This is a genomic window from Veillonella sp. oral taxon 780 str. F0422 (assembly GCF_000221605.1).
Lineage (GTDB): Bacteria > Bacillota > Negativicutes > Veillonellales > Veillonellaceae > F0422.
Genome location: NZ_AFUJ01000032.1, coordinates 13057 through 33317, shown reverse-complemented (window position 1 = coordinate 33317; position 20261 = coordinate 13057). Strand labels below are relative to the sequence as shown.

Here is a 20261-nt window from a genome sequence, read left to right as displayed (position 1 = left end):
TGGAACACATTTTGAGCTCCCACGCGAACCTTTGTATCTTCCGCTAAATCAGCCACTGTACTAATGGCCGTGAAAGGCGGACATACCACGACTTCGCAGGTTGCATCAGCCACTAAGGTTTTCAATTGTTCAACAAATACTGTGGCTTCCGTATTCGTCATATGCATTTTCCAGTTTCCTGCAATGATCGGTTGTCGCATGATAACCTCCTATGCCTCTTGTAAGGCTGCAATACCTGGTAACACTTTGCCTTCTAAATATTCTAAGGACGCACCGCCACCAGTGGAAATATGAGAAATTTTGTGACTTAAACCACTTTTTTCGATGGCCGCAACAGAATCACCACCACCTACAATAGTGGTTGCGCTAGCCTCTGCTACCGCTTTCGCTACCGCATTGGTACCACCAGCGAAGGCTTCCATTTCGAACACGCCCATCGGACCATTCCAAACGATCATCTTCATCGGTGCCAAGGCCTCAGCAAATAGCTCACGGCTCTTCGGTCCAATATCTAATGCCATCCAACCATCTTCGATTGCTGTGGCATCCACCACCTTATGATTCGCAGTTTCACTGAAAGCATCGGCTACTACGAAATCTACTGGTAACAATAAATTCGTATTCGTTTCCTTCGCGCGAGCAATTAATTCACGAGCTAACTCAAATTTATCTGCTTCTACCAAGGAAGTACCTACATTATGACCTTGGGCTGCTACGAAAGTATTCGCCATGCCGCCACCGATAATCAACACTTCTACTTTAGGTAATAAGTTAGAAATGACTTCAATTTTGTCGCTTACTTTGGCGCCACCGATGATGGCTGCAAAGGGGTGTTCAGAATGCTCTACAGCACCACCTACATAGCGAATTTCTTTTTCTAACAAGAAACCAGCTCCCATTGGTAAGTATTTCGTAATCCCTTCCACAGAGGCATGGGCACGGTGAGATACGCCGAAGGCATCATTCACACCCACTTCCGCTAAATCCGCTAAAGCTTTCGCAAAAGCAGGATCATTTTTTTCTTCTTCTTTGTAGAAACGAAGGTTTTCTAATACCACCACATCACCGGACTTCATTTCACTTACAGCTTGTGCTGGGATGTCACCGATACAATCTTCTACAAAGCGAACTGGTTGTTCTAATAATTCACTCAATCGTTTGGCACAAGGAGCTAAGGTAAACTCAGGTTTACGCTCTCCTTTAGGACGACCTAAATGAGAGGCAATCACTACCTTCGCACCTTGGTCAATCAAATGACGCAAGGTAGGTAATGTGGCACGAATCCGTGTATCATCAGTAATAACGCCGTCTTTCAAAGGTACATTAAAATCAACTCGTACAAATACAGTTTTATTTGCTACATTCATATTTGCTAGTGAAAGTTTCATACTGTCTCCTATGTATATACAATAAACATGCCAAAAAGGGACTACCCTCGTAGTCCCCGGCAGATTATAAGCCTCGTTTGCTCATGTACACAGCTAGGTCAACAATACGAGAGGAATAGCCCCACTCATTGTCATACCACGCTACTACTTTTGCCATATTGCCTTCCATCACCATTGTCAAGTCTGCATCTACGATAGAACTACGAGCATCACCATTGAAGTCTTTGGATACTAGTGGCAAATCAGATACGCCAAGAATACCTTTTAACTCACCTTCAGCTGCTTTGCGGAATGCCGCATTGATGCTTTCTTTAGTTGCTTCTTTTTCAAGTTCTACTACTAAGTCTGTTACAGACACATTTGGAGTAGGTACACGAAGAGCAAAGCCATTTAATTTACCTTTTAATTCAGGTAATACTAATGCCACTGCTTTTGCTGCACCTGTTGTAGTAGGAATAATAGACATCGCTGCTGCACGAGCACGACGTAAGTCTTTATGTGGTGCATCCAATACACGTTGGTCATTTGTGTAAGAGTGCACTGTTGTCATCATACCACGTTTGATACCAAATTCTTGATGCAATACTTTTGCAAATGGAGCTAAACAGTTTGTAGTACAACTTGCATTAGATACTACATGATGCGTAGCTGGATCATATTCACTTTCATTGACACCCATAACGATTGTTTTATCTTCATCTTTACCTGGTGCGGAAATGATTACTTTTTTAACAGTGCCCCCTAAATGAGCCGCTGCTTTTTCACGAGAACGGAATACACCCGTACATTCGATAACCACTTCTACCCCTTCGGAGGACCAGTCTAATTTTGCTGGATCACGGTCACAGAATACACGTGTTTTTTTGCCGTCTACTACTAAATATTCGCCTTTTACAGACACGTCACAGCTTAAGTTGCCATGAATTGAGTCATGTTTAAACAGTAAAGCGGAACCTTCAATATCACCAGTATCATTAATGGCTACTACTTCCACATCTGGGTTGTTAAGAGCCGCGCGCATGACGCATTTACCAATACGACCAAAGCCATTAATACCAATCTTCACTGCCATAATCAATTCCTCCTAAAATTTCTTGTATTATATAAGTTGTTATAACTCTATTTTACAAGACTATTGGGGTTGGTGCAAGTTTTTTGTACCTCTAAGTAGACGATAAAAAACCGGAGCAATACTATGTATTGCTCCGGTAGAATTATATAGTTTATTATCTTGTAGTATTTATATTACACAGTCAATAAATCACCTTGTTACTGACTCAGATAAGATTGACATTCCTCAACAGTAAATGTACAATTAAAATACAAATTGGGCTATGAAGCCCAAAACTAACTTTATATTATCCTTTTGGATAAAAAGAAAAAAGCGTTCCTTATTGGAGCGCTTTTTTGATGGCGTGATTGTACATTTTATATCATCAAAATTGTACATTCTTATATCGACATTTACACGTATACTTCTTATTCTGTCATATTAATATAATCATTTTAACCAAAAAAAACATCTTGAGATATATTTCTGAATGCCTATTATATCAAAGAACCAGCTTAGTATTATTAAACAAGCTACAGCTAATAATACTCTATTTATACACTTAATATATTTATTATATCTTCTTTTATTAATATCATTTATCTCAAGAATAAATGATATCAATATGTACATCACATTAACTAATATGAACCCTATAAAATCTATCATTAAAACAAGTCTATACATACTAACTTTATCTATATTTTGCAATACTGATGTCGTAAACGTTATACCTCCAACAAATGATAATACAATCGATGCAAAGATACCTAAAATTGTGATATATTCTCTTTCGATATTTTTAATCTCATCATGTAATTTTCCTTTTACGCTTACAACACTCTCCTGCAATATATTTTTTATATTCTCATTTTGAACCTTATTTAAGTTTATATAATCATAAATTTTTAATGCTATCTGCTTTATATTCTTATCAACATTATTTTCATCTTTTAATATATACATAAGAAGAAGTTTAACATTCTCATGTAAATTTTTCTTCTCACTTACTCCTAATTCAAATATATAATGACTAACATCTGAATAAAAAAACTCCTCTAGTCTATCAGATTCCTTTATATAGCGTTCTAATTCTTGTATTGTTTTTCTTAATTCATACTTCTCAGTACTTTGGCATAAATCATTTATAAGATTCTCTGTAAATCTTTTTGTGTTTTTATATGGCCTAAACTCTTCTATCTCCACTAAGTCATCTCTTTTTGCAATTTCATATATCCGTGAAAAATCAACATCAAGATCTTCATTTCCCCACTCAGTCATTCATTATATCCTCCTCGTTACAGCATTTTTATTTTCATAATCCTCTCTGCCTCATCCAAATCATCCCATATATAGATATCCACGGAATACTCTCAACTCATGATATACAGAGTCGGATTGTCATTAAAGCTCAACCAGTCCGTAACTTTTGAAATAGCATTGATATAAATTACTCCATTGACTTCATAATAAATAGGCACACCTTACCTACAAACTATACTACTTTCATTAATGACATGCTGCAATCGATGTTTCTGTATAGTACGCAACAATAAATCTTCTTACTATATGTGTCTATAAAATTCGTATTTGTAAAAAATATGTTTTGATACACTTCTAAATTAGAAATCTCATGCTTATAGAATTTATATCCCCATGTTCTTAAATATATCACACCGTCTTATTTGCTACCTGTACTCTGAGGCATGTTGTGGATGATTTTATAAACATATCCCATCTACATCTAAGTCTAAATAGTCAAATAAATGAATTGCTGTTATCATTTGTATTTAAGTTGCTAAAATAAATAAAACTTGTTCTTTCATTCATACGTTATTCTCTCATCTTATAGAGATAAAGTTTGACAATTCATCTCTATGACTAAAAGCCTTTATATATAGTTTTTTCTTTCTTCATTATCTTTATCAGATATAGCTATATAATTCATGATTGATAATAGTCTTTATGAATTGACTTGTCTACTTCTTTAATACTCCAACCTCTCAAATGGTTTATATAAAACTTTTGATAATCGTTTCAATTGTGCTTGTACTTTTTGCTTATACGGTAATTCTGTATATAACTCTTTATAAGCTTTATTTTTTAATGCAGTCCGATTATATACCTCATGTCGTTCCGCTTTAATATTAGAGACTTGTGCTTCATCTTGTATTACTAGATCTTCATTTAAGCAAAATAAATCTAATGCTCCTAGCCAATAGTAAAACTTGAATGCATCTATTTCAAAACGTATAGGGCTTTGTACCTTTAAAATACTTTCAGCTCCTGCACGATTAATAATATATCCATGTGTACAAAAAAGGTTTCTAGCAGAATATATAAAAAGATTATCTTTAACCTTATGCATTTTTTTATGATGATAAATACTCTTTTGCAACACTACAACAGCTGGTCTTGTCATATGGTTAACTATATCCATAATCTTTTCAATAGTTTCTAAAGTACACTCATCTGAAAATATAATATCATCCTCAAATATAGCTATCGAGTTTTTATTTGTTCGTAAAAACTCTTCATATACTTTCTTATGACTTAAGGCACAACCCACTTCACCTTTTGATAAAAATGTATTTGCTATCGTATGCGCATACACTTCTTTATCATTCATTCTTGTGGCCATAATGGCATCTGTGAAATTAGGTTCTTCAATCCCAATCTTGTAAAACTCATTATACACTAACTTTCGACGTTCCTTATTATCCCTATCGGATATAACTGTGTAGTTTATCATCATTCTCTCCCATTTTGTTTACACTACTTTTCAATAGAATTATCCTTCTAAAATTTGCTGAATCAAGTGTTTTCCACTATATTTTTGATTTGCAGCTATTAATCCTTCACTAAAAGCTTCTGGATAATTATGAATAGCATGTACAAACTCCTCCAGACCTTTTACAATCGTTTCTTTAGATGTCAAATCTAACGTATGTCCAATATGATAGTTTTCTAACACTTCAGGGTTAATTTCTTCCGACACTAAAACTGGTTTATTAAATCCTATAGCTGTAAATAAAATGGCACTGCATTGATATCGATATCGTTCTGCTCCATATGGTAATAACAAGGCATCTACATTAATCAATTGATCGTCCCATTCTTTACCAATTAAGTTTTTATGTAAGAACCGAATATTGTCATATGCACTGTATTCTTTCATCATAGATTCAAATAGTTCTGCATCTGTAGGTGTAACTGTTGCCCCCTGTACTAGTAAATTAACTGGACAATCAAATTTCGCCTCTATAAAGGCATCTAAAAACTGATTTAATTGTTTTTCTTTTCTAAACTGTCCAAAAAACCTATTGTTAATGGCTCATTACTACTAGTTCTTACTACGCCTTCTTTTGGAGTATACACTGGAGGGACTACAGATGAAATATTTTTCTTATTCCCATCATTATATTCATCTCTAAATGTCAAAACTTTTAAATGAATATTTTCGTAGGGCTCACACTGTTTAGCTTGTAGTTCAAATCGTGATCGCTCTTTTTCCATAATTCCATGAAATAGCATAATAATAGGAACAGGAGAGTGTTTCAATTGAGTACGAATAATAGACCTAGCAAATCTAAAGCTCGCCGTAGGGATAATTAAAGCATCACATTTGCCATCTAGTATTTTTTTATAGGCAGAATTAAACCAAGCTTTTCGTCTTTTCTCTCGAAGCAAGGACAGCCACATACGTTTCCAACGACTGACTCCTGCGTAGGAAATCGCTTCACCGCCCTCTAGATATTCTACATCTACTCCATAATCAACTTTAAATGGAAAGTTTTCTGGAACAAAAAACACTGGTTCATGACCTTGCTTTTTTAACTCCTCAACTAAAATTCTATCAAATTCTACTTCATGCCCTGCCGGCATAACTATACTCTCTAATATAGCTACTCTCATTGGTGTCTCCAGTATTTTATATCTTCTTACAACTTACCATTAGATTTCAGTAAATAATATAATTTTACATATTTTGTCATCGTATAAAAGTAATGATTAATAGATAAAATAAATCCTATTTTTCCATCTAAAAATCCACGATCCAATATATACATTTTAAAGAATGCCCACATTGGTCGTAACATAATATCTCTTACAAAAGAGCACGATTTTCTTTCATCTTTATAACGATTAGCCGCCAATGTTGTATAGCTATTAAATTTATTAAAATATTGTTGCCAATTGTCATACGTATAATGATATAAAGCCCCTTGTAGCTTTTCTTCAGAATAAGGGCTACTTATTTTTTCGTGCACATATCCAATAATCGTAATTCCGTCTTTTGGTAATAGCCGAAGAACTCTATCAGGTCTCAATACGCCATGCGTAGCCTTATTATGATGAAACACATTGTGCCGTTCTAAGAGATATGCTCGTTTTTCTTCCTTCACGACTTTCGTAATAGATGTATTTAGTTTCTCTGAAATACGTTCATCTGCATCTATAAATAGTATCCATTCATATTGAGCTTGTTCAATAGCAAATAATCTTTGTTGAGCCCAATTATTCTGTAAAGGATGGGAAATAACTTTAGCTCCCAAGCTTTCAGCTAATGATACTGTCTCATCTGTACTTTCATCATCAATGACTAATATTTCATCAGCACATTGAATACTAGTAATACAATCGGCTATATTTCTTGCTTCATTTTTTGTCAAAATAATAGCTGTTACACTCATATGTATTTCCTTTACCTATCCCAAATCTAATCGTCTTTTTTAGTAGTAAACTTACTTAATCCCTTTACTCCATTTAGAAAGTTTAGAAAACAACTTGAACACACTAAGACAGTTGTTATACAACCACCATAATATGCGTTCTTTTTTCTAATCGTATTCCATGCTACTGTGTCTAGCATGGCTTCCGCTAACCATTGTTTAGTATCTTTATATTCTTGTTCATACTCTGCAATCATATCCGTATTAGAATAAAACACCGTTAATAAAGAGATAGCATTTTTTATAATTTCACCATGTATATAATGTAATTCATCATGATAGCCATGCTGCTTAGCAAAGAAAATTTTTTCATGATTTAAATACAAGCTATCATATTTTGGTTTCACTCTAAATGACCGTTGTGTAATAGAGTTTTCTCGTTTTATGTAATGATAAAATTGATAATCCAACCATCCCACTTTTTTACACTCATTAAAGATTTTATATAAAGTGCCCAAATCTTCAAAGACTCTACCTTCTGGGAAATGAACTTTTTCCAATAGATTTTTTTTGTAAATTTTGCCCCACGCACTAACATTTTCATCCCGTAATCCCATAGAAACCGCCGTATGATGGTCATACAACTTTAGCATCCCACTTCCAATAGATTCTATTGTTTCTTTACGTGTACTACTACAAGATATAATATCTAAATTATGTTCTTCTATATACGAAATCATAGTTGCAATCATATTGGGACGAATAAAATCATCACTATCGATAAATGTCACTAGATCTGCATAAGCATGTTCAACGCCTACATTTCTTGCCTTACTAAGTCCACCATTTTCCTGACTAATAATCCGAATTCTCTTATCTTTTTTCTGATATTCTCTACAAATATCTACTGAGGAATCAGTACCTCCATCATCTACCAATATAATATCTAAATTTGTATAGGTTTGAGCTAGAACCGAATCTAAACACTGCCCTATATATTTTTCTACTTGATATACTGGTATAATTACCGACAATAACGGGTTTGACATATTTCCTCCGTAATATCTAATATGTACTATATATACCTAATGGACTAAATTTCTAAATACTATACTAGCTTTTCAAGGCATCCCTATACCATTCCACAATCCCTGTAAAAGTATCCTTCATAGTATACTCTCGTTTCCATGCTAAGCTTTCCAGCTTACTACTGTCGATAGCATACCGTCGGTCATGGCCCAATCTATCTTCCACATAGGTAATTAATTCATAGGGTTTTCCCAAAACAGTTAGGATTCGTTTCACTAGGTCAATATTAGAAATTTCTTCACGAGCCCCTACATTATAGACTTCTCCAACTCTACCTTTATATAGGATACAATCAATGGCTCTACAGTGGTCTAATACATGAATCCAATCTCGTACATTCAATCCATCGCCATAAACTGGCAATGGCACCTCCTGCAAAGCGCGTTGTATCATAAGGGGAATTAATTTTTCCGGATATTGATGAGTTCCATAATTATTAGAACATCTAGAAATAGTAATCGGTAATCCATAGGTTTTATAATAGCTCAGCACCAACAAATCTGAGGATGCTTTCGAGGCTGCATAAGGGCTACTAGGTAGTAACGGGCTTTGTTCCGTAAATGGATTCCCTCCTTGCAAGGGTAATGTACCATATACTTCATCAGTAGATACATGATGAAATCGTTCTATACCATGTCGTAAACAAGCATCTAGCAATACGCCCGTACCGATTACATTCGTCTCTAAGAATACTTGTGGTCCAGTAATACTTCGATCCACATGAGTTTCTGCTGCCAAATGTACTACTACATCTGGCTTATACGTAACAAGCAGAGTATCTACGAAAGAAGCATCTCGAATATTTCCTTCTATCATAGTCAACCTAGAGTCTTCTAGTAAGTCTTTTATATTGTTCTCATTCCCTGCATAGGTTAAGGCATCTAAGCATATAAAGGAATCCTTTGTATAAGTGTCCATCATGTATCGTAAGAAGTGGCTACCTATAAAGCCACAGCCACCTGTTACTAAAATATTCATATTCCCTATGCACTCCTATACAAAAAGAAACTACTCCACCGTATTCCCTCGAACAATCCGCCACACGCTAATGGTCCGCAATGCTTTAATATACTTAGCATACTCTTCTGGCATGGATGCCCCTTGTTCATGGATACCACTATTGTCAACATATAATCGATGGTTAAAGCCCATCTTAGGCGATGTAAACAAGCTCGGCATTAAACTCATATAGGTATCGCCCTTACGACCTACTAGCTCTGCCAAGGTAGGATTAATTTGTAAAGCACTACCAAAGCTACTTTCACTCAGCCAACTAGGGTTTACACCTTGTCCATAAACGATAAAAGGAATAGCCGAGAAAGTTGGAATATCCACTTGGGTAGCAAAACTAAAACGTTCAGAGTGATCCCCTGTAATAAAGGTTAACATCGTAGGATCTATCGCTTCTACCTCACGAATCATGTTACCCATTGTCATATCTGCATACCAGAAATGACCGATTTCATTCACGGTTTTATCATCCTTTTTAATAGAGTCATCGCCTTTGCCAATCACTTTGGACGCATCAAACCCAGCTTTTGCTAAATCTACCGAATACGGTGGATGATTCGAGGATGTCATAATAAAGTGGAATACTTTTTCACCTGGTTGTTCCCCTTTTACATAATTGGTAATCGCCTTAAACAAATCTCCATCGGGCGCGCCCCAAGCATTACCACCTTCATAGGGAAAGCTCGTAGCACCGTGAAACTCATCAAAGCCTTGCGCTAGGGCAAATCGTTCCACATCTTGCCAAGTCCCAAATCCACCATACCAGAACACTGTTTTATATCCAAAATGCTTCATCATTTGTGCAATACCAGTACCATACTTCGATTTATAGGACTGCCCTTCATAGTTCGGATATAAACCAGCATCAGCTAAGCCTGTGACAAATCCATTAATAGCTGGCATAGTGCCCGTACCATGAGCTAGCATATATTTCGTGTGCATCGCTTTTGGCGAACTCTGAATTGCCTTGCCTTCTTGTACAATATAAGTACCTAATTCTTCATAGTTTGGCAAGAACGGCCACAAACCATAGCTTTCACCTAACACAAAGATAACATTATGCGGCTGAGTAGGTAATTTTTCTTCTGTAATGGTCCGTGTGAAAGCTTCATCAATGGTAGCAGCCTGTGGATTTCCTCCCACAGATTGGATCACATCTTTGAGCTCAGCTCCTGTGATGGTAATTTTCTTCGCTTGTTTAGACCGTTCATAAATGGTAGACACTCGTTTCAAGGCTTGTCCATCATCTAAAATCGCTTCATTTAATAGATTAGACTTCGTCCGTGCTGCATTTTCCCAATGGATGGAACCATTATAGGTAAAAGCTCCGCCAAAACGTAATCCAATACCCACTGCAACTACTAAGAAAATAGACCCTAATACTGTGGCAATTTGCTTAGCCTTACCACTTACTTCTATATTCCATGTGCGGTTAGTATATACTTTCATAAAGACATAAACCATAATAACACAGAAGACAATCGCTAAGGGTAAGCGCCAAAGCAATCCATATTCAGAAATCCCGGTTTGCAACGTAGCTCCAATATCGTCATGAGCTCCGTTAATAATCATAGCATTAAAGCTAGCATGGAAGATTGTAAAGTAAGGAATACGTAAGCAAAATAAAAATGTAAATATAGCAGTACTAATTCCATACATCCATCGACGTATTGCCCAAGGTGAATACCATTTACACCCTTCTCTACATAGAACACCGGGTAGCGTGGAAAATAAAAACTGAGTAATACAATAGCACCTGCTGTTTTTAAACTAATACGAAACCCTAGCCATAGTGCCTCGAGAATATCCCCTAAACTAACCTCCCCTAATTGATCTTGAAAGAGTGCAATAAAGGCAATCCGAAACACCATAAATAGTGCGGAAAACCAAAGTAATCCTTTTACATCTAACTGTAGTCCATGTATCCAGTTAGTTAGCTTTGTATGTCCCATGAGTCTATTCCCCTTGTTATGAATTGTGTTGGCATCTATTTTTCAGATTACCGTCATCGTTCGTCATCATTATCTTTCATTATACTCCATATTCCTTTAACAATCAAAAAATCGCATACCATGACGTATCATGATATGCGATAGTTCATCTTATTTTATGCGGTTCTGAAAGTGCCGTGTTTCACAACTGGTTTACCTTCTGCTGTTTCACGTTGACGCAAAGTACGACGTTCTGCACTACGAATCACTTGGGATAAATGTTTCACAAATAATTCTTGAATGTATGGATTTTCTCCTAAACCTTCATTCCAAATGGAAACCCCATAGCCTTGTTGTCCTAACAAAGTAGCAATAGAATCAGATCGTTCACCTCCTAAGTAATCCATTAAGTGAGCGGAGCCAATCAATGCCAAAGGCACCACCAATACTTCCTGATGATCTAAACGTTCTAACAATGTCAGTGCTTGTTTAAAGTTAGGGAATCCATTGGCTGTGAATACCACTACATTTTGCCCTGCTCCATACAAACATTTCAATTGTAACGCACTATATTCCAATTGGTTTTGACCATTAGCCATAAGTAATACAGTTTTATTTAATGCACGAATGTTAATGTGCTTAATGATTGCTTCTATAGTATCGGAGTAATCATCTGCATAATTTTTCACCCCTAAAGAGTTCAACAATGGTTTGCCTACTGTAGCATGCAAGCCACGATCGTGAGCTTCTTTCATCACTTCTTTACGCATTTGTACATAACATTGATCCCATACTAATGCAAATGGCTGAACAAAAATCTCCGTTACCCCTGCAGTAGCCAAACTTTCAATGGCACCCGTTAAAGTAAATACGTTTGCTTCATATTTTTCATTCCATTTATCCACTAATGCATCCGATAAAAATACACGACGCACTTCTACACCTGGATACATTTCCTTAATCCGTCGTTCCATAGCTCCTACTGATGCTTCCACCGCATCTCCGTAGATAGATCCAAATGTTGCTAACACAATACCACGTTGATTCATATATGCCTCCATATTCATTCCTTGTTTGTTGGGTTACATAAACACACTTCTTAATACCTATCATACGTCACGTTTTCTATTATGTCAATGATAATTTTTCTCATTTATTAAAATTATTAGAAGATACTAAAAAAGGTCTAACAATAGATGTTGTTATCTATTATCAGACCTTAAATGATTAGCCTATGCTTATGGTTGTGAAATAATTCGCGGTGCTGCTACCTTGAATACATCACGCAATAACGGCAAGAACCGCCCTTCAATTAATGTTCGATTTCGTTCACTTTTTGTAATTAGCCATAATGCTGTCCCATTGTATTTAATAGAAATTAAACTATTAATATATTGATCAAAATCGGATTGTCCCATTTTCTCACGCAATTCTAACAATAAAGAATGTAAGGGCTCCCCTTGATACTCAGGGCGTTCCAATACTGGTGTAAATACTACTTCATACACAGAATCACTATATTGATTAGGACCAGCAGAACTTTGAAAATCCATGAATAACCTCCTATATACTATATGTACCAGTATATGTATTAAACTAATGATACATTATATAACTATACACTTATACAATATTTGTCCATTACTACTGTATGCAATTAGTATCTTTCTTCCGGTTGAAATCGTTTCATATAGGCATGCATGAGTCGTCTATCTAGTCCTTTGTATACACGAACTACACCACGACGTAAAAGTTTGTTATATAGAGCAGTTAAAATCCATACTAAAATGAAAGCCCCTAGTATGTCACCAGGGTAATGATTCCCTACAAACACCCGAGAGATTCCTACTAAAATAGAACCATAAACCATCCAGGTCCCCAAATTCCAACGATAATATAGGATACCGCAGGCAAGAGCCATAGTTCCTACTGCATGGTCACTTGGAAAAGATGCATCTGCTGCATGATTCACAATTAACACCACAGTATGGTCCACAAACGGACGATTTTCATAGAACATAGATCCTAAGATGAAACTACCAAGTAAGCAAATCAAAAAAAGCACACCAGTAGCAAAACTTTCACCACGTAGTTTAAAGTTTCGAGTACGGAAACCTTGCATATATAGCCCAGCTAATATAAAAATATAAATGTACGGTACAACTTTAGAAATGACTATCATTAGGGCATCTAATACAAAACTCTGGTTAGCCATATCATTGATAAGCGAAAACAACCAATAATTCATTATAACACCTTCCGTTTCCTAGAAATGAATATATTATGTCTTATTATATCATGTTCCTTCTAGATTGTAATGTGTTGATTATAAAGTAAAATGAAAGATAGAAACGTATATATAATATAAACAAAAAAGAACTCCCGAAGGAGTTCTTTTTATATGTGTAACTATCAAATTAGAATTTGTAGTTAAGTTCTGCACGGTAGTATTCAGGTAAGTTGTTGTCTTTTTTAGCTTGAGTTTTGCTATCGAATGTAGCGTAAGCAGAAAGACCAACGTTTTTAGCTACAGTGTAATCCACAGTTGCTAAGTAACCTTTATAGTCTTTATCTTTTGGTACATTCCAAGTGTTAGCCACTACTGGTGCTTCTTTTTTCAAATCAAAGTATTGAACTTTTGCACCCCAAGTACCAACTTTAGCCATATCAGCTTCGCCATAACCTACACCTGCTGTCCAAGCTTCGCCTGCTGCACCTGTAGTTTCTTGTTTAGCATACTCGCCACCAACCCAAACTTTGGAGCCTAATTTAGCATCAACAGATGCACCATATACACTATTTACACCTTTTTCATGAACATCAGCATAGAAACCTTTTACTGTTAATTTTTCAGTTGGCATAGTGTTTAATTGATATACTGTTACTTGAGCATTATCTTTACGTTCAAGACCTTCTGCTCTGCCACCTTGTAAGTAACCGTATGCAACAGAAGCATTCAATTTATCTTTACCAACTGTTGCCACTGCACCTTCAAATGCATCATCATATACAAGGCCATTACCAACCACCAAATCTTGACGACCAGCTGTTACTGTCGCATATTTACCAAAGTTGTGTTGTACATATACACGGTCAAGTTCAGCTTTAGGAGCGCCCTCTGCACCGAACTCTTTTTCAGCAGCCAAACGGACTACTGCTTTAGTGTTATCATTTACAGTTCCTTCGAATTGTACACGGCCACGGTAGTCGAATTTAGAATCACGAGCATCGTTTTTGCCTTCATATTTTAAACGAGCATCACCAGTGAATTTGAAGCTGCCTACTTTATTCTCTAGTGTAGACACACGAACACCTAAGTTGTTCAACTCAGCGGAGAATTCGTTAGCCAAACGGTTGATGATAGCATTTTGTTCAGCATCAACACGATCTTGACGAACTAAAGCTTTAGCTACCATTTGAGCCATTTCATAACGAGTGATATTTTGTTGGCCTTTGAAAGTGCCATCTGGGTAACCGTTAACGATACCTTGGGAAGCCAATTGAGCTACTGCTTGGTATGCCCAATCTTGTGGAGTTACATCGGAGAATGGGTTTGCTGCGAATGCAGAAGTAACACCCAATACTGCTGTTGCAGCTAATACTGCTAAATGTTTTTTCATGATTATTACCTCTAAATGAAAAATAAAATAATATAAATCGTCTCCTATAGCGAATTAGATTGGATCATATCATCCTATTACTTTTCAATGGAGTGTCCACGTTTCCTCACATATTAGTAAACGGTTTCTGTAATCTAATCTAAACCTTCCATATTTGACTTGAGACCATCATAACATAAGAAATAATAAAACTCAACAATATTTTCCGTTTTTTACTCAATTCGTTTAATTTTCAACAAAAAAAAGAACTCCCGAAGGAGTTCTTTTTATATGATTAACTTGCAAATTAGAATTTGTAGTTAAGTTCTGCACGATAGGATTCAGCTTGTGCTTTGTTAGCTTGATCTTTAGTATCAATAGTAGCAGTAGCTGCAAGACCTACGTTTTTAGCTACAGCATATTTAGCTGTTGCATATACACCTTTATTACCTTTTTTCGCTAAACCTAGTGCGGAATCGATTACAGGCGCATCTTTTTTAATATTGTAGTATTGACCTTTAACAGACCAAGTACCTTGTTTTGCCATGTTATAATTTCCATAACCTAAGCCCGCTGTCCAAGCTTCACCATTAGCACCTTGAGTTTCTGTTTTCACATATTCACCGCCAGCCCAAACTTTGTTGCCAAGTTTAAGATCTAGAGATGCACCATATGCATTATGTACATTTTTTTCATGAGCATCAGCATAGAAACCTTTTACTGCTAATTTTTCAGTTGGCATAGTGTTCAATTGATATACTGTTACTTGGGAGTTTTCAGCACGAGTCGCTTTATCAAGTTCTAATTTACCATATGTTCCACTTTGTAGATAGCCATATGCCACAGACGCATTCAATTTATCTTTACCAGCTGTAGCAACTACACCTTCAAAAGCACCATCAAATGCAAGACCATTACCAACTATCAAATCTTGGCGACCAGCAGCTACAGTTGCATATTTACCGAAGTTATGTTGTACATATACACGGTCAAGTTCAGCTTTAGGAGCACCCTCTGCACCGAACTCTTTGCTACCCGCTAAACGTACTACTGCTTTCGTATTGTCATTTACAGTTGCTTCGAATTTTACACGACCACGGTAGTCGAATTTAGAATCACGAGCATCGTTTTTACCAGTGTAACGAAGACGAGCATCACCAGTGAATTTGAAGTTGCCCACTTTGTTTTCCAATGTGGAAACACGAACGCCTAAATTGTTCAATTCAGCGGAGAATTCGTTAGCTAAACGGTTGATGATTGCATTTTGTTCAGCATCAACACGATCTTGACGAACTAAAGCTTTAGCTACCATTTGAGCCATTTCATAACGAGTGATGTTTTGTTGGCCTTTGAATGTGCCATCTGGGTAACCGTTAACGATACCTTGGGAAGCCAATTGAGCTACTGCTTGGTATGCCCAATCTTGTGGAGTTACGTCGGAGAATGGGTTTGCTGCGAATGCAGAAGTAACACCCAATACTGCTGTTGCAGCTAATACTGCTAATTGTTTTTTCATGATTTTTACCTCTCTTTGAAAAACAAAAAATACATATACCCAAGCATATGATTAGGTCATGTATATTTCTTGATATTTCAATGGAGTGTCCATGTTTCCTCACATTATGGAATCAATTTTCTATACCGTCCCTATATCTACTTGGATTACTTTTATACTATCACAAGTCAAGAAATAATGCAAATTCCATATTATTATCATTCTTTATAGTTATATTTTATATCTTACATGAATCTATATAACTAGAATACTAGAAAAAAAGAACCCCCGAAGGAGTTCTTTTTTATAGTTAACTTTCAAATTAGAATTTGTAGTTAAGTTCTGCACGGTAGTAGTTCGCTAATTTATCGCCAACTAAGTTTTTACCATGTAATTGAGCATTAGCTGTTAAACCAACGTTTTTAGCTACTGCATAGTTAACAGTTCCTAACCAACCTTTGAAATCATATACAGATTCCATTGGTAAGTTATATGTAGTAGAGTTTACAGGGTTATCTTCACCAAAGCGGAAGTATTGTGCTTTTACATCCCAAGAACCAGCTTTGGAGATATCGTACATACCATAGCCAATGCCAGCAGTCCAAGCTTCTCCGTCTTCACCAGCGGATTCATAGCGAGTATATTCAGCACCCGCCCAAATTTTATTGTTTGCACCAAAACGTGTATCTAATGCTCCACCAAAGAAGTTTTCAGAGCCTTCACCATGTTGTTGAACATAGAAACCTTTTGCTTCTACATGTTTACCTACTTTTGCATTTACTTGGTATGTTGTAGATTGGTAACGCTCTTCTTTAGAAAGTTCAGCAAGATCTCCATCTAACATATAACCATGTGCTACAGATGCATTTAATTTATCTTTACCAAATGTTGCTTGAGCACCTTCAAAAATGCCATCATAAGCGAAACCGTTACCAATTACTAAATCTTGACGGCCTACAGAAGCTGTTGCATATTTACCAAAGTTATGTTGTACATATACATGATCTAAAGTTGTTTCAGGATTTCCTGTAGCGCCAAACTCTTTGTCGCCTGTTGCTAAACGAACTACTGCTTTAGTGTTGTCGTTTACAGTAGCTTCGAATTGCACACGTCCACGGTAATCAAATTTGGAACGTTTGCTAGTTTTTTCAGTAACATCACCATATACATTAGTTTCTGTAACGTTTACATAGTCATTACCACGATCATTAGAACCTTGGTAACGAACACGTGCATCACCAGTGAATTTGAAGTTGCCCACTTTGTTTTCTAGTGTGGAAACACGAACGCCTAAGTTGTTCAATTCAGCGGAGAATTCGTTAGCTAAACGATTGATAATAGCGTTTTGTTCAGCGTCAACACGATCTTGACGAACTAAAGCTTTCGCTACCATTTGAGCCATTTCATAACGAGTGATGTTTTGTTGGCCTTTGAATGTGCCATCTGGATAGCCGTTAACGATACCTTGGGAAGCCAATTGAGCTACTGCTTGGTATGCCCAGTCTTGTGGTGTTACATCGGAGAATGGGTTTGCCGCGAATGCAGAAGTTACACCCAATACTGCTGTGGCAGCTAATACTGCTAAATGTTTTTTCATTGTTAATACCTCTTACTAAAAACATAAAATTACTTAATCTTTTCTGAATTATATAACAAAATTTATTCCGCATATACAATTCATCTTTATATTTTTAAAAGAGTATCCATGTTCCCTCTAGTAATTAACATCGATGGTTTGTATATGTATTCTAAAAAATTTTGTTATATCCATTTACTTAAATGTATCGAAAAGACTTTTGTATAATAACATAAATTTTAAAAAAGTACAACTATTTTTTTCGATATCCCTCTATAATGTCAAACAAATTTTGTTTAAAACACTGATAATAAGCCATTTTGTCTATAAATTATAAACTTGTAGAAATAACAAAAAGGAACCCCCTAAGGGGTTCTTTTTCATAGGTAACTAACAAATTAGAATCTGTAGTTTAGCTTTTCTTATTTTCTCTCCTCCAATTCCAACCAACGTAAGGTACTCATATCCAACTCTTCTACCACTTGTTCTCGTTCTTTGATGGTACTTTCAATGGCTTCATAGTCACTACCCCCTTGAGCAATCATAGCATCATAGGCTTTCACTAGACCTTCTAATTCCGCAATGCGTAGTTCTAGTTGTTCAAGTTCCTTCATCTCCCCTAAGGTCAGTTTCTTTTTAGCACCTTCGTTGCTATCCACCGTAGCATCTATTGCTTCTGGATTTATACTAGTATTCACATCTATGCCTATATCACGTGACAGGTTTTGTACACCTCCACTTTCAGCATACAACACCATCCTTTCATTGGCATGGTGTTCCGCATTCTGCTCCCTAGAACCAGCGGAGCCACCCTGTACCTGCACAGCATGACGTAGGACACCACGTTTTGTATCACCACCCATGGCACTCGTTAGCTTCGTATCCGCTTCATAATCAGAGTAACCACCATGGTATATCTCGATATGGCCTGCTCCAGTGAATACAAAGAGTTTATCTACCACTCTGTCCAAAAAGTACCGGTCATGACACACGGTGATGACAATACCACTATAAGAATCTAAGAACTCTTCTAAGACTTCTAAGGTTGGAATATCTAAATCATTGGTAGGCTCATCTAGGAGTAACACATTGGGTGCATCCATTAAAATGCGAAGTAAAAATAATCTTCGCTTTTCCCCACCAGACAGTTTACGGATTGGCAAACCATGGTGTGATGGAGGAAATAAAAATCGTTCCAATAATTGACCTGCACTTAAGGAACTGCCATCGGGCAAGTGCAAGTACGAGCGATTTTCTCGAATATAGTCCAACACCCGTTGGTCCTCTTTAAAGGTCGGTAATTGTTGCGAGAAATATCCAATGCGAACTGTTTCTCCGCGCCCCATAGTCCCCCCAGTTGGTTCCAAGGCTCCTTGAAATAGTTTCATCAATGTAGTCTTACCAATCCCATTAGGTCCTACCACACCAATTCGGTCATGACGTACCATATGGTACGTAAAGTCTCTAATCACTTCTCGTCCTGTAGGATACGCAAAGGACAAGTGCTCTATATCAAAAATGGTATTTCCTAAACGAGAGGCTAATACTACGGGATCCACAGTGCCTACTTTTTGTCGTTTTTCCATAGCTTTCAATTGCTCGAACCGTTGCAATCTTGCCTTTTGTTTCGTGGTACGCGCCTTCGCACCACGGCGCACCCATTGTAATTCACTGGCAATCAGTTTTCTGCGCTTTTCCTCAATGGCATCTAACTGTGCTTCTCGTTCTTCTTTCAAGGATACATAGGTTTCGTAAGTCTCTTGAAATTCATATATAGTCTGATTCGATAGTTCCCATATGGTGTTACATACGGCATCTAGGAAATATCTATCATGGGTGCTCAATAATACAGCCCCTTTTCTATCTTTTAAGTATAGTTCTAGCCATTCAATGGTGGCCTCATCCAAATGGTTCGTCGGTTCGTCAAGCAATAATAAATCACAAGGATAGACCAAGGCTCTAGCTAATGCTAATCTTCGTCGTTGTCCCCCAGATAATGAGTTTGCTGGCCCATGTACATCATGAAAGCCAAGGCGTGTCAATATCATTTTTGCTTCTTGTTCTACAACCCAGCCATCTTCTTCATCCATGCGCGCTAATAATTTCATATACTGCGAGGATTCTGGGTCTTGTAAAGCTCTTTCAAAATCTCGAACCAGTGAAAGTTTAGGATGGTCTCCTAATAATACATTATCTAGCAAGGTACTACTTTCATCAATATACGGATCTTGTTCCAATCGATGAATCGTAGCCTTCCCATTCCGTTCTATACTACCTGTATCTGGTTCTTGTGTTCCTTCCAACACCTGCAATAAAGTTGTTTTACCTGTCCCATTGACGCCAATTAAGCCAATGCGATGATGAGACGCTATGGTGACATTTACGTTTTTAAACAATAGCCGGGTGCCATACGATTTTTCTATATTTTGTAATGTTAAGATGTTCATA

The 20261-nt window shown here is 36.7% G+C and carries 19 protein-coding genes; all 19 read right to left on the bottom strand.

Annotated features, from left to right (window positions below; translation table 11 throughout):
• On the bottom strand, positions 1-200 hold a 200-nt coding region (locus tag HMPREF9200_RS04085), incomplete at its 3' end, for a triose-phosphate isomerase (RefSeq protein WP_009353539.1).
• A 9-nt stretch (positions 201-209) separates the two neighbouring features.
• Positions 210-1388 (bottom strand): phosphoglycerate kinase, encoded by a 1179-nt coding sequence (pgk, locus tag HMPREF9200_RS04080; protein WP_009353523.1) that lies wholly within the window; start codon positions 1386-1388, stop codon positions 210-212.
• Between the two features lie 64 nt (positions 1389-1452).
• Complete coding sequence (gene gap / locus HMPREF9200_RS04075) at positions 1453-2460, bottom strand: type I glyceraldehyde-3-phosphate dehydrogenase (protein WP_009353531.1); 1008 nt, start codon at positions 2458-2460, stop codon at positions 1453-1455.
• 429 nt (positions 2461-2889) lie between these two features.
• Positions 2890-3720 (bottom strand): hypothetical protein, encoded by an 831-nt coding sequence (locus HMPREF9200_RS04070; RefSeq protein WP_009353543.1) that lies wholly within the window; start codon positions 3718-3720, stop codon positions 2890-2892.
• Between the two features lie 706 nt (positions 3721-4426).
• Positions 4427-5191, bottom strand: coding sequence for a glycosyltransferase family 25 protein (locus tag HMPREF9200_RS04065; RefSeq protein WP_052847068.1), 765 nt, complete (start codon positions 5189-5191; stop codon positions 4427-4429).
• 39 nt (positions 5192-5230) lie between these two features.
• A complete protein-coding gene (locus HMPREF9200_RS09220; RefSeq protein ID WP_369688079.1) occupies positions 5231-5617 on the bottom strand; it encodes a hypothetical protein in 387 nt (128 codons plus the stop codon).
• Positions 5618-5724: 107 nt separating this feature from the next.
• Entirely contained in the window at positions 5725-6354 is a 630-nt protein-coding gene (locus HMPREF9200_RS09215) for a hypothetical protein (RefSeq protein ID WP_009353544.1), read from the bottom strand.
• Positions 6355-6380: 26 nt separating this feature from the next.
• Positions 6381-7133: a glycosyltransferase family 2 protein gene (locus HMPREF9200_RS04055; RefSeq protein ID WP_009353529.1), complete on the bottom strand. Its 753-nt coding sequence runs from the start codon at positions 7131-7133 to the stop codon at positions 6381-6383.
• Positions 7134-7159: 26 nt separating this feature from the next.
• Complete coding sequence (locus HMPREF9200_RS04050) at positions 7160-8161, bottom strand: glycosyltransferase (protein ID WP_009353530.1); 1002 nt, start codon at positions 8159-8161, stop codon at positions 7160-7162.
• Positions 8162-8225: 64 nt separating this feature from the next.
• The gene (gene rfbB / locus HMPREF9200_RS04045; protein WP_009353540.1) at positions 8226-9179 is read right to left on the bottom strand and encodes a dTDP-glucose 4,6-dehydratase; all 954 of its coding nucleotides are present in this window, start codon (positions 9177-9179) and stop codon (positions 8226-8228) included.
• A 30-nt stretch (positions 9180-9209) separates the two neighbouring features.
• Positions 9210-10784 (bottom strand): LTA synthase family protein, encoded by a 1575-nt coding sequence (locus HMPREF9200_RS04040; RefSeq protein WP_369688078.1) that lies wholly within the window; start codon positions 10782-10784, stop codon positions 9210-9212.
• Positions 10781-11164 carry a hypothetical protein gene (locus tag HMPREF9200_RS09210; protein WP_071814793.1) on the bottom strand — a complete coding sequence of 128 codons (384 nt, stop codon included), beginning with the start codon at positions 11162-11164 and terminating at the stop codon, positions 10781-10783. The genes HMPREF9200_RS04040 and HMPREF9200_RS09210 overlap by 4 nt, the downstream gene beginning before the upstream one ends.
• A 155-nt stretch (positions 11165-11319) precedes the next feature.
• Positions 11320-12192 (bottom strand): sirohydrochlorin cobaltochelatase, encoded by an 873-nt coding sequence (locus HMPREF9200_RS04035; protein WP_038144657.1) that lies wholly within the window; start codon positions 12190-12192, stop codon positions 11320-11322.
• Positions 12193-12381: 189 nt separating this feature from the next.
• Positions 12382-12696 (bottom strand): hypothetical protein, encoded by a 315-nt coding sequence (locus HMPREF9200_RS04030; protein ID WP_009353541.1) that lies wholly within the window; start codon positions 12694-12696, stop codon positions 12382-12384.
• A gap of 104 nt (positions 12697-12800) precedes the next feature.
• Entirely contained in the window at positions 12801-13391 is a 591-nt protein-coding gene (locus HMPREF9200_RS04025) for a phosphatase PAP2 family protein (protein WP_009353536.1), read from the bottom strand.
• Between the two features lie 169 nt (positions 13392-13560).
• A complete protein-coding gene (locus HMPREF9200_RS04020; protein ID WP_038144654.1) occupies positions 13561-14766 on the bottom strand; it encodes an S-layer homology domain-containing protein in 1206 nt (401 codons plus the stop codon).
• 283 nt (positions 14767-15049) lie between these two features.
• Positions 15050-16258: an S-layer homology domain-containing protein gene (locus HMPREF9200_RS04015; protein ID WP_009353547.1), complete on the bottom strand. Its 1209-nt coding sequence runs from the start codon at positions 16256-16258 to the stop codon at positions 15050-15052.
• Positions 16259-16559: 301 nt separating this feature from the next.
• Complete coding sequence (locus tag HMPREF9200_RS04010; protein ID WP_009353524.1) at positions 16560-17834, bottom strand: putative porin; 1275 nt, start codon at positions 17832-17834, stop codon at positions 16560-16562.
• A 401-nt stretch (positions 17835-18235) separates the two neighbouring features.
• On the bottom strand, positions 18236-20260 hold the full coding sequence (locus HMPREF9200_RS04005; protein ID WP_009353545.1) for an ABC-F family ATP-binding cassette domain-containing protein: 2025 nt from the start codon (positions 20258-20260) through the stop codon (positions 18236-18238).
• Between the last annotated feature and the right edge of the window lies 1 nt (position 20261).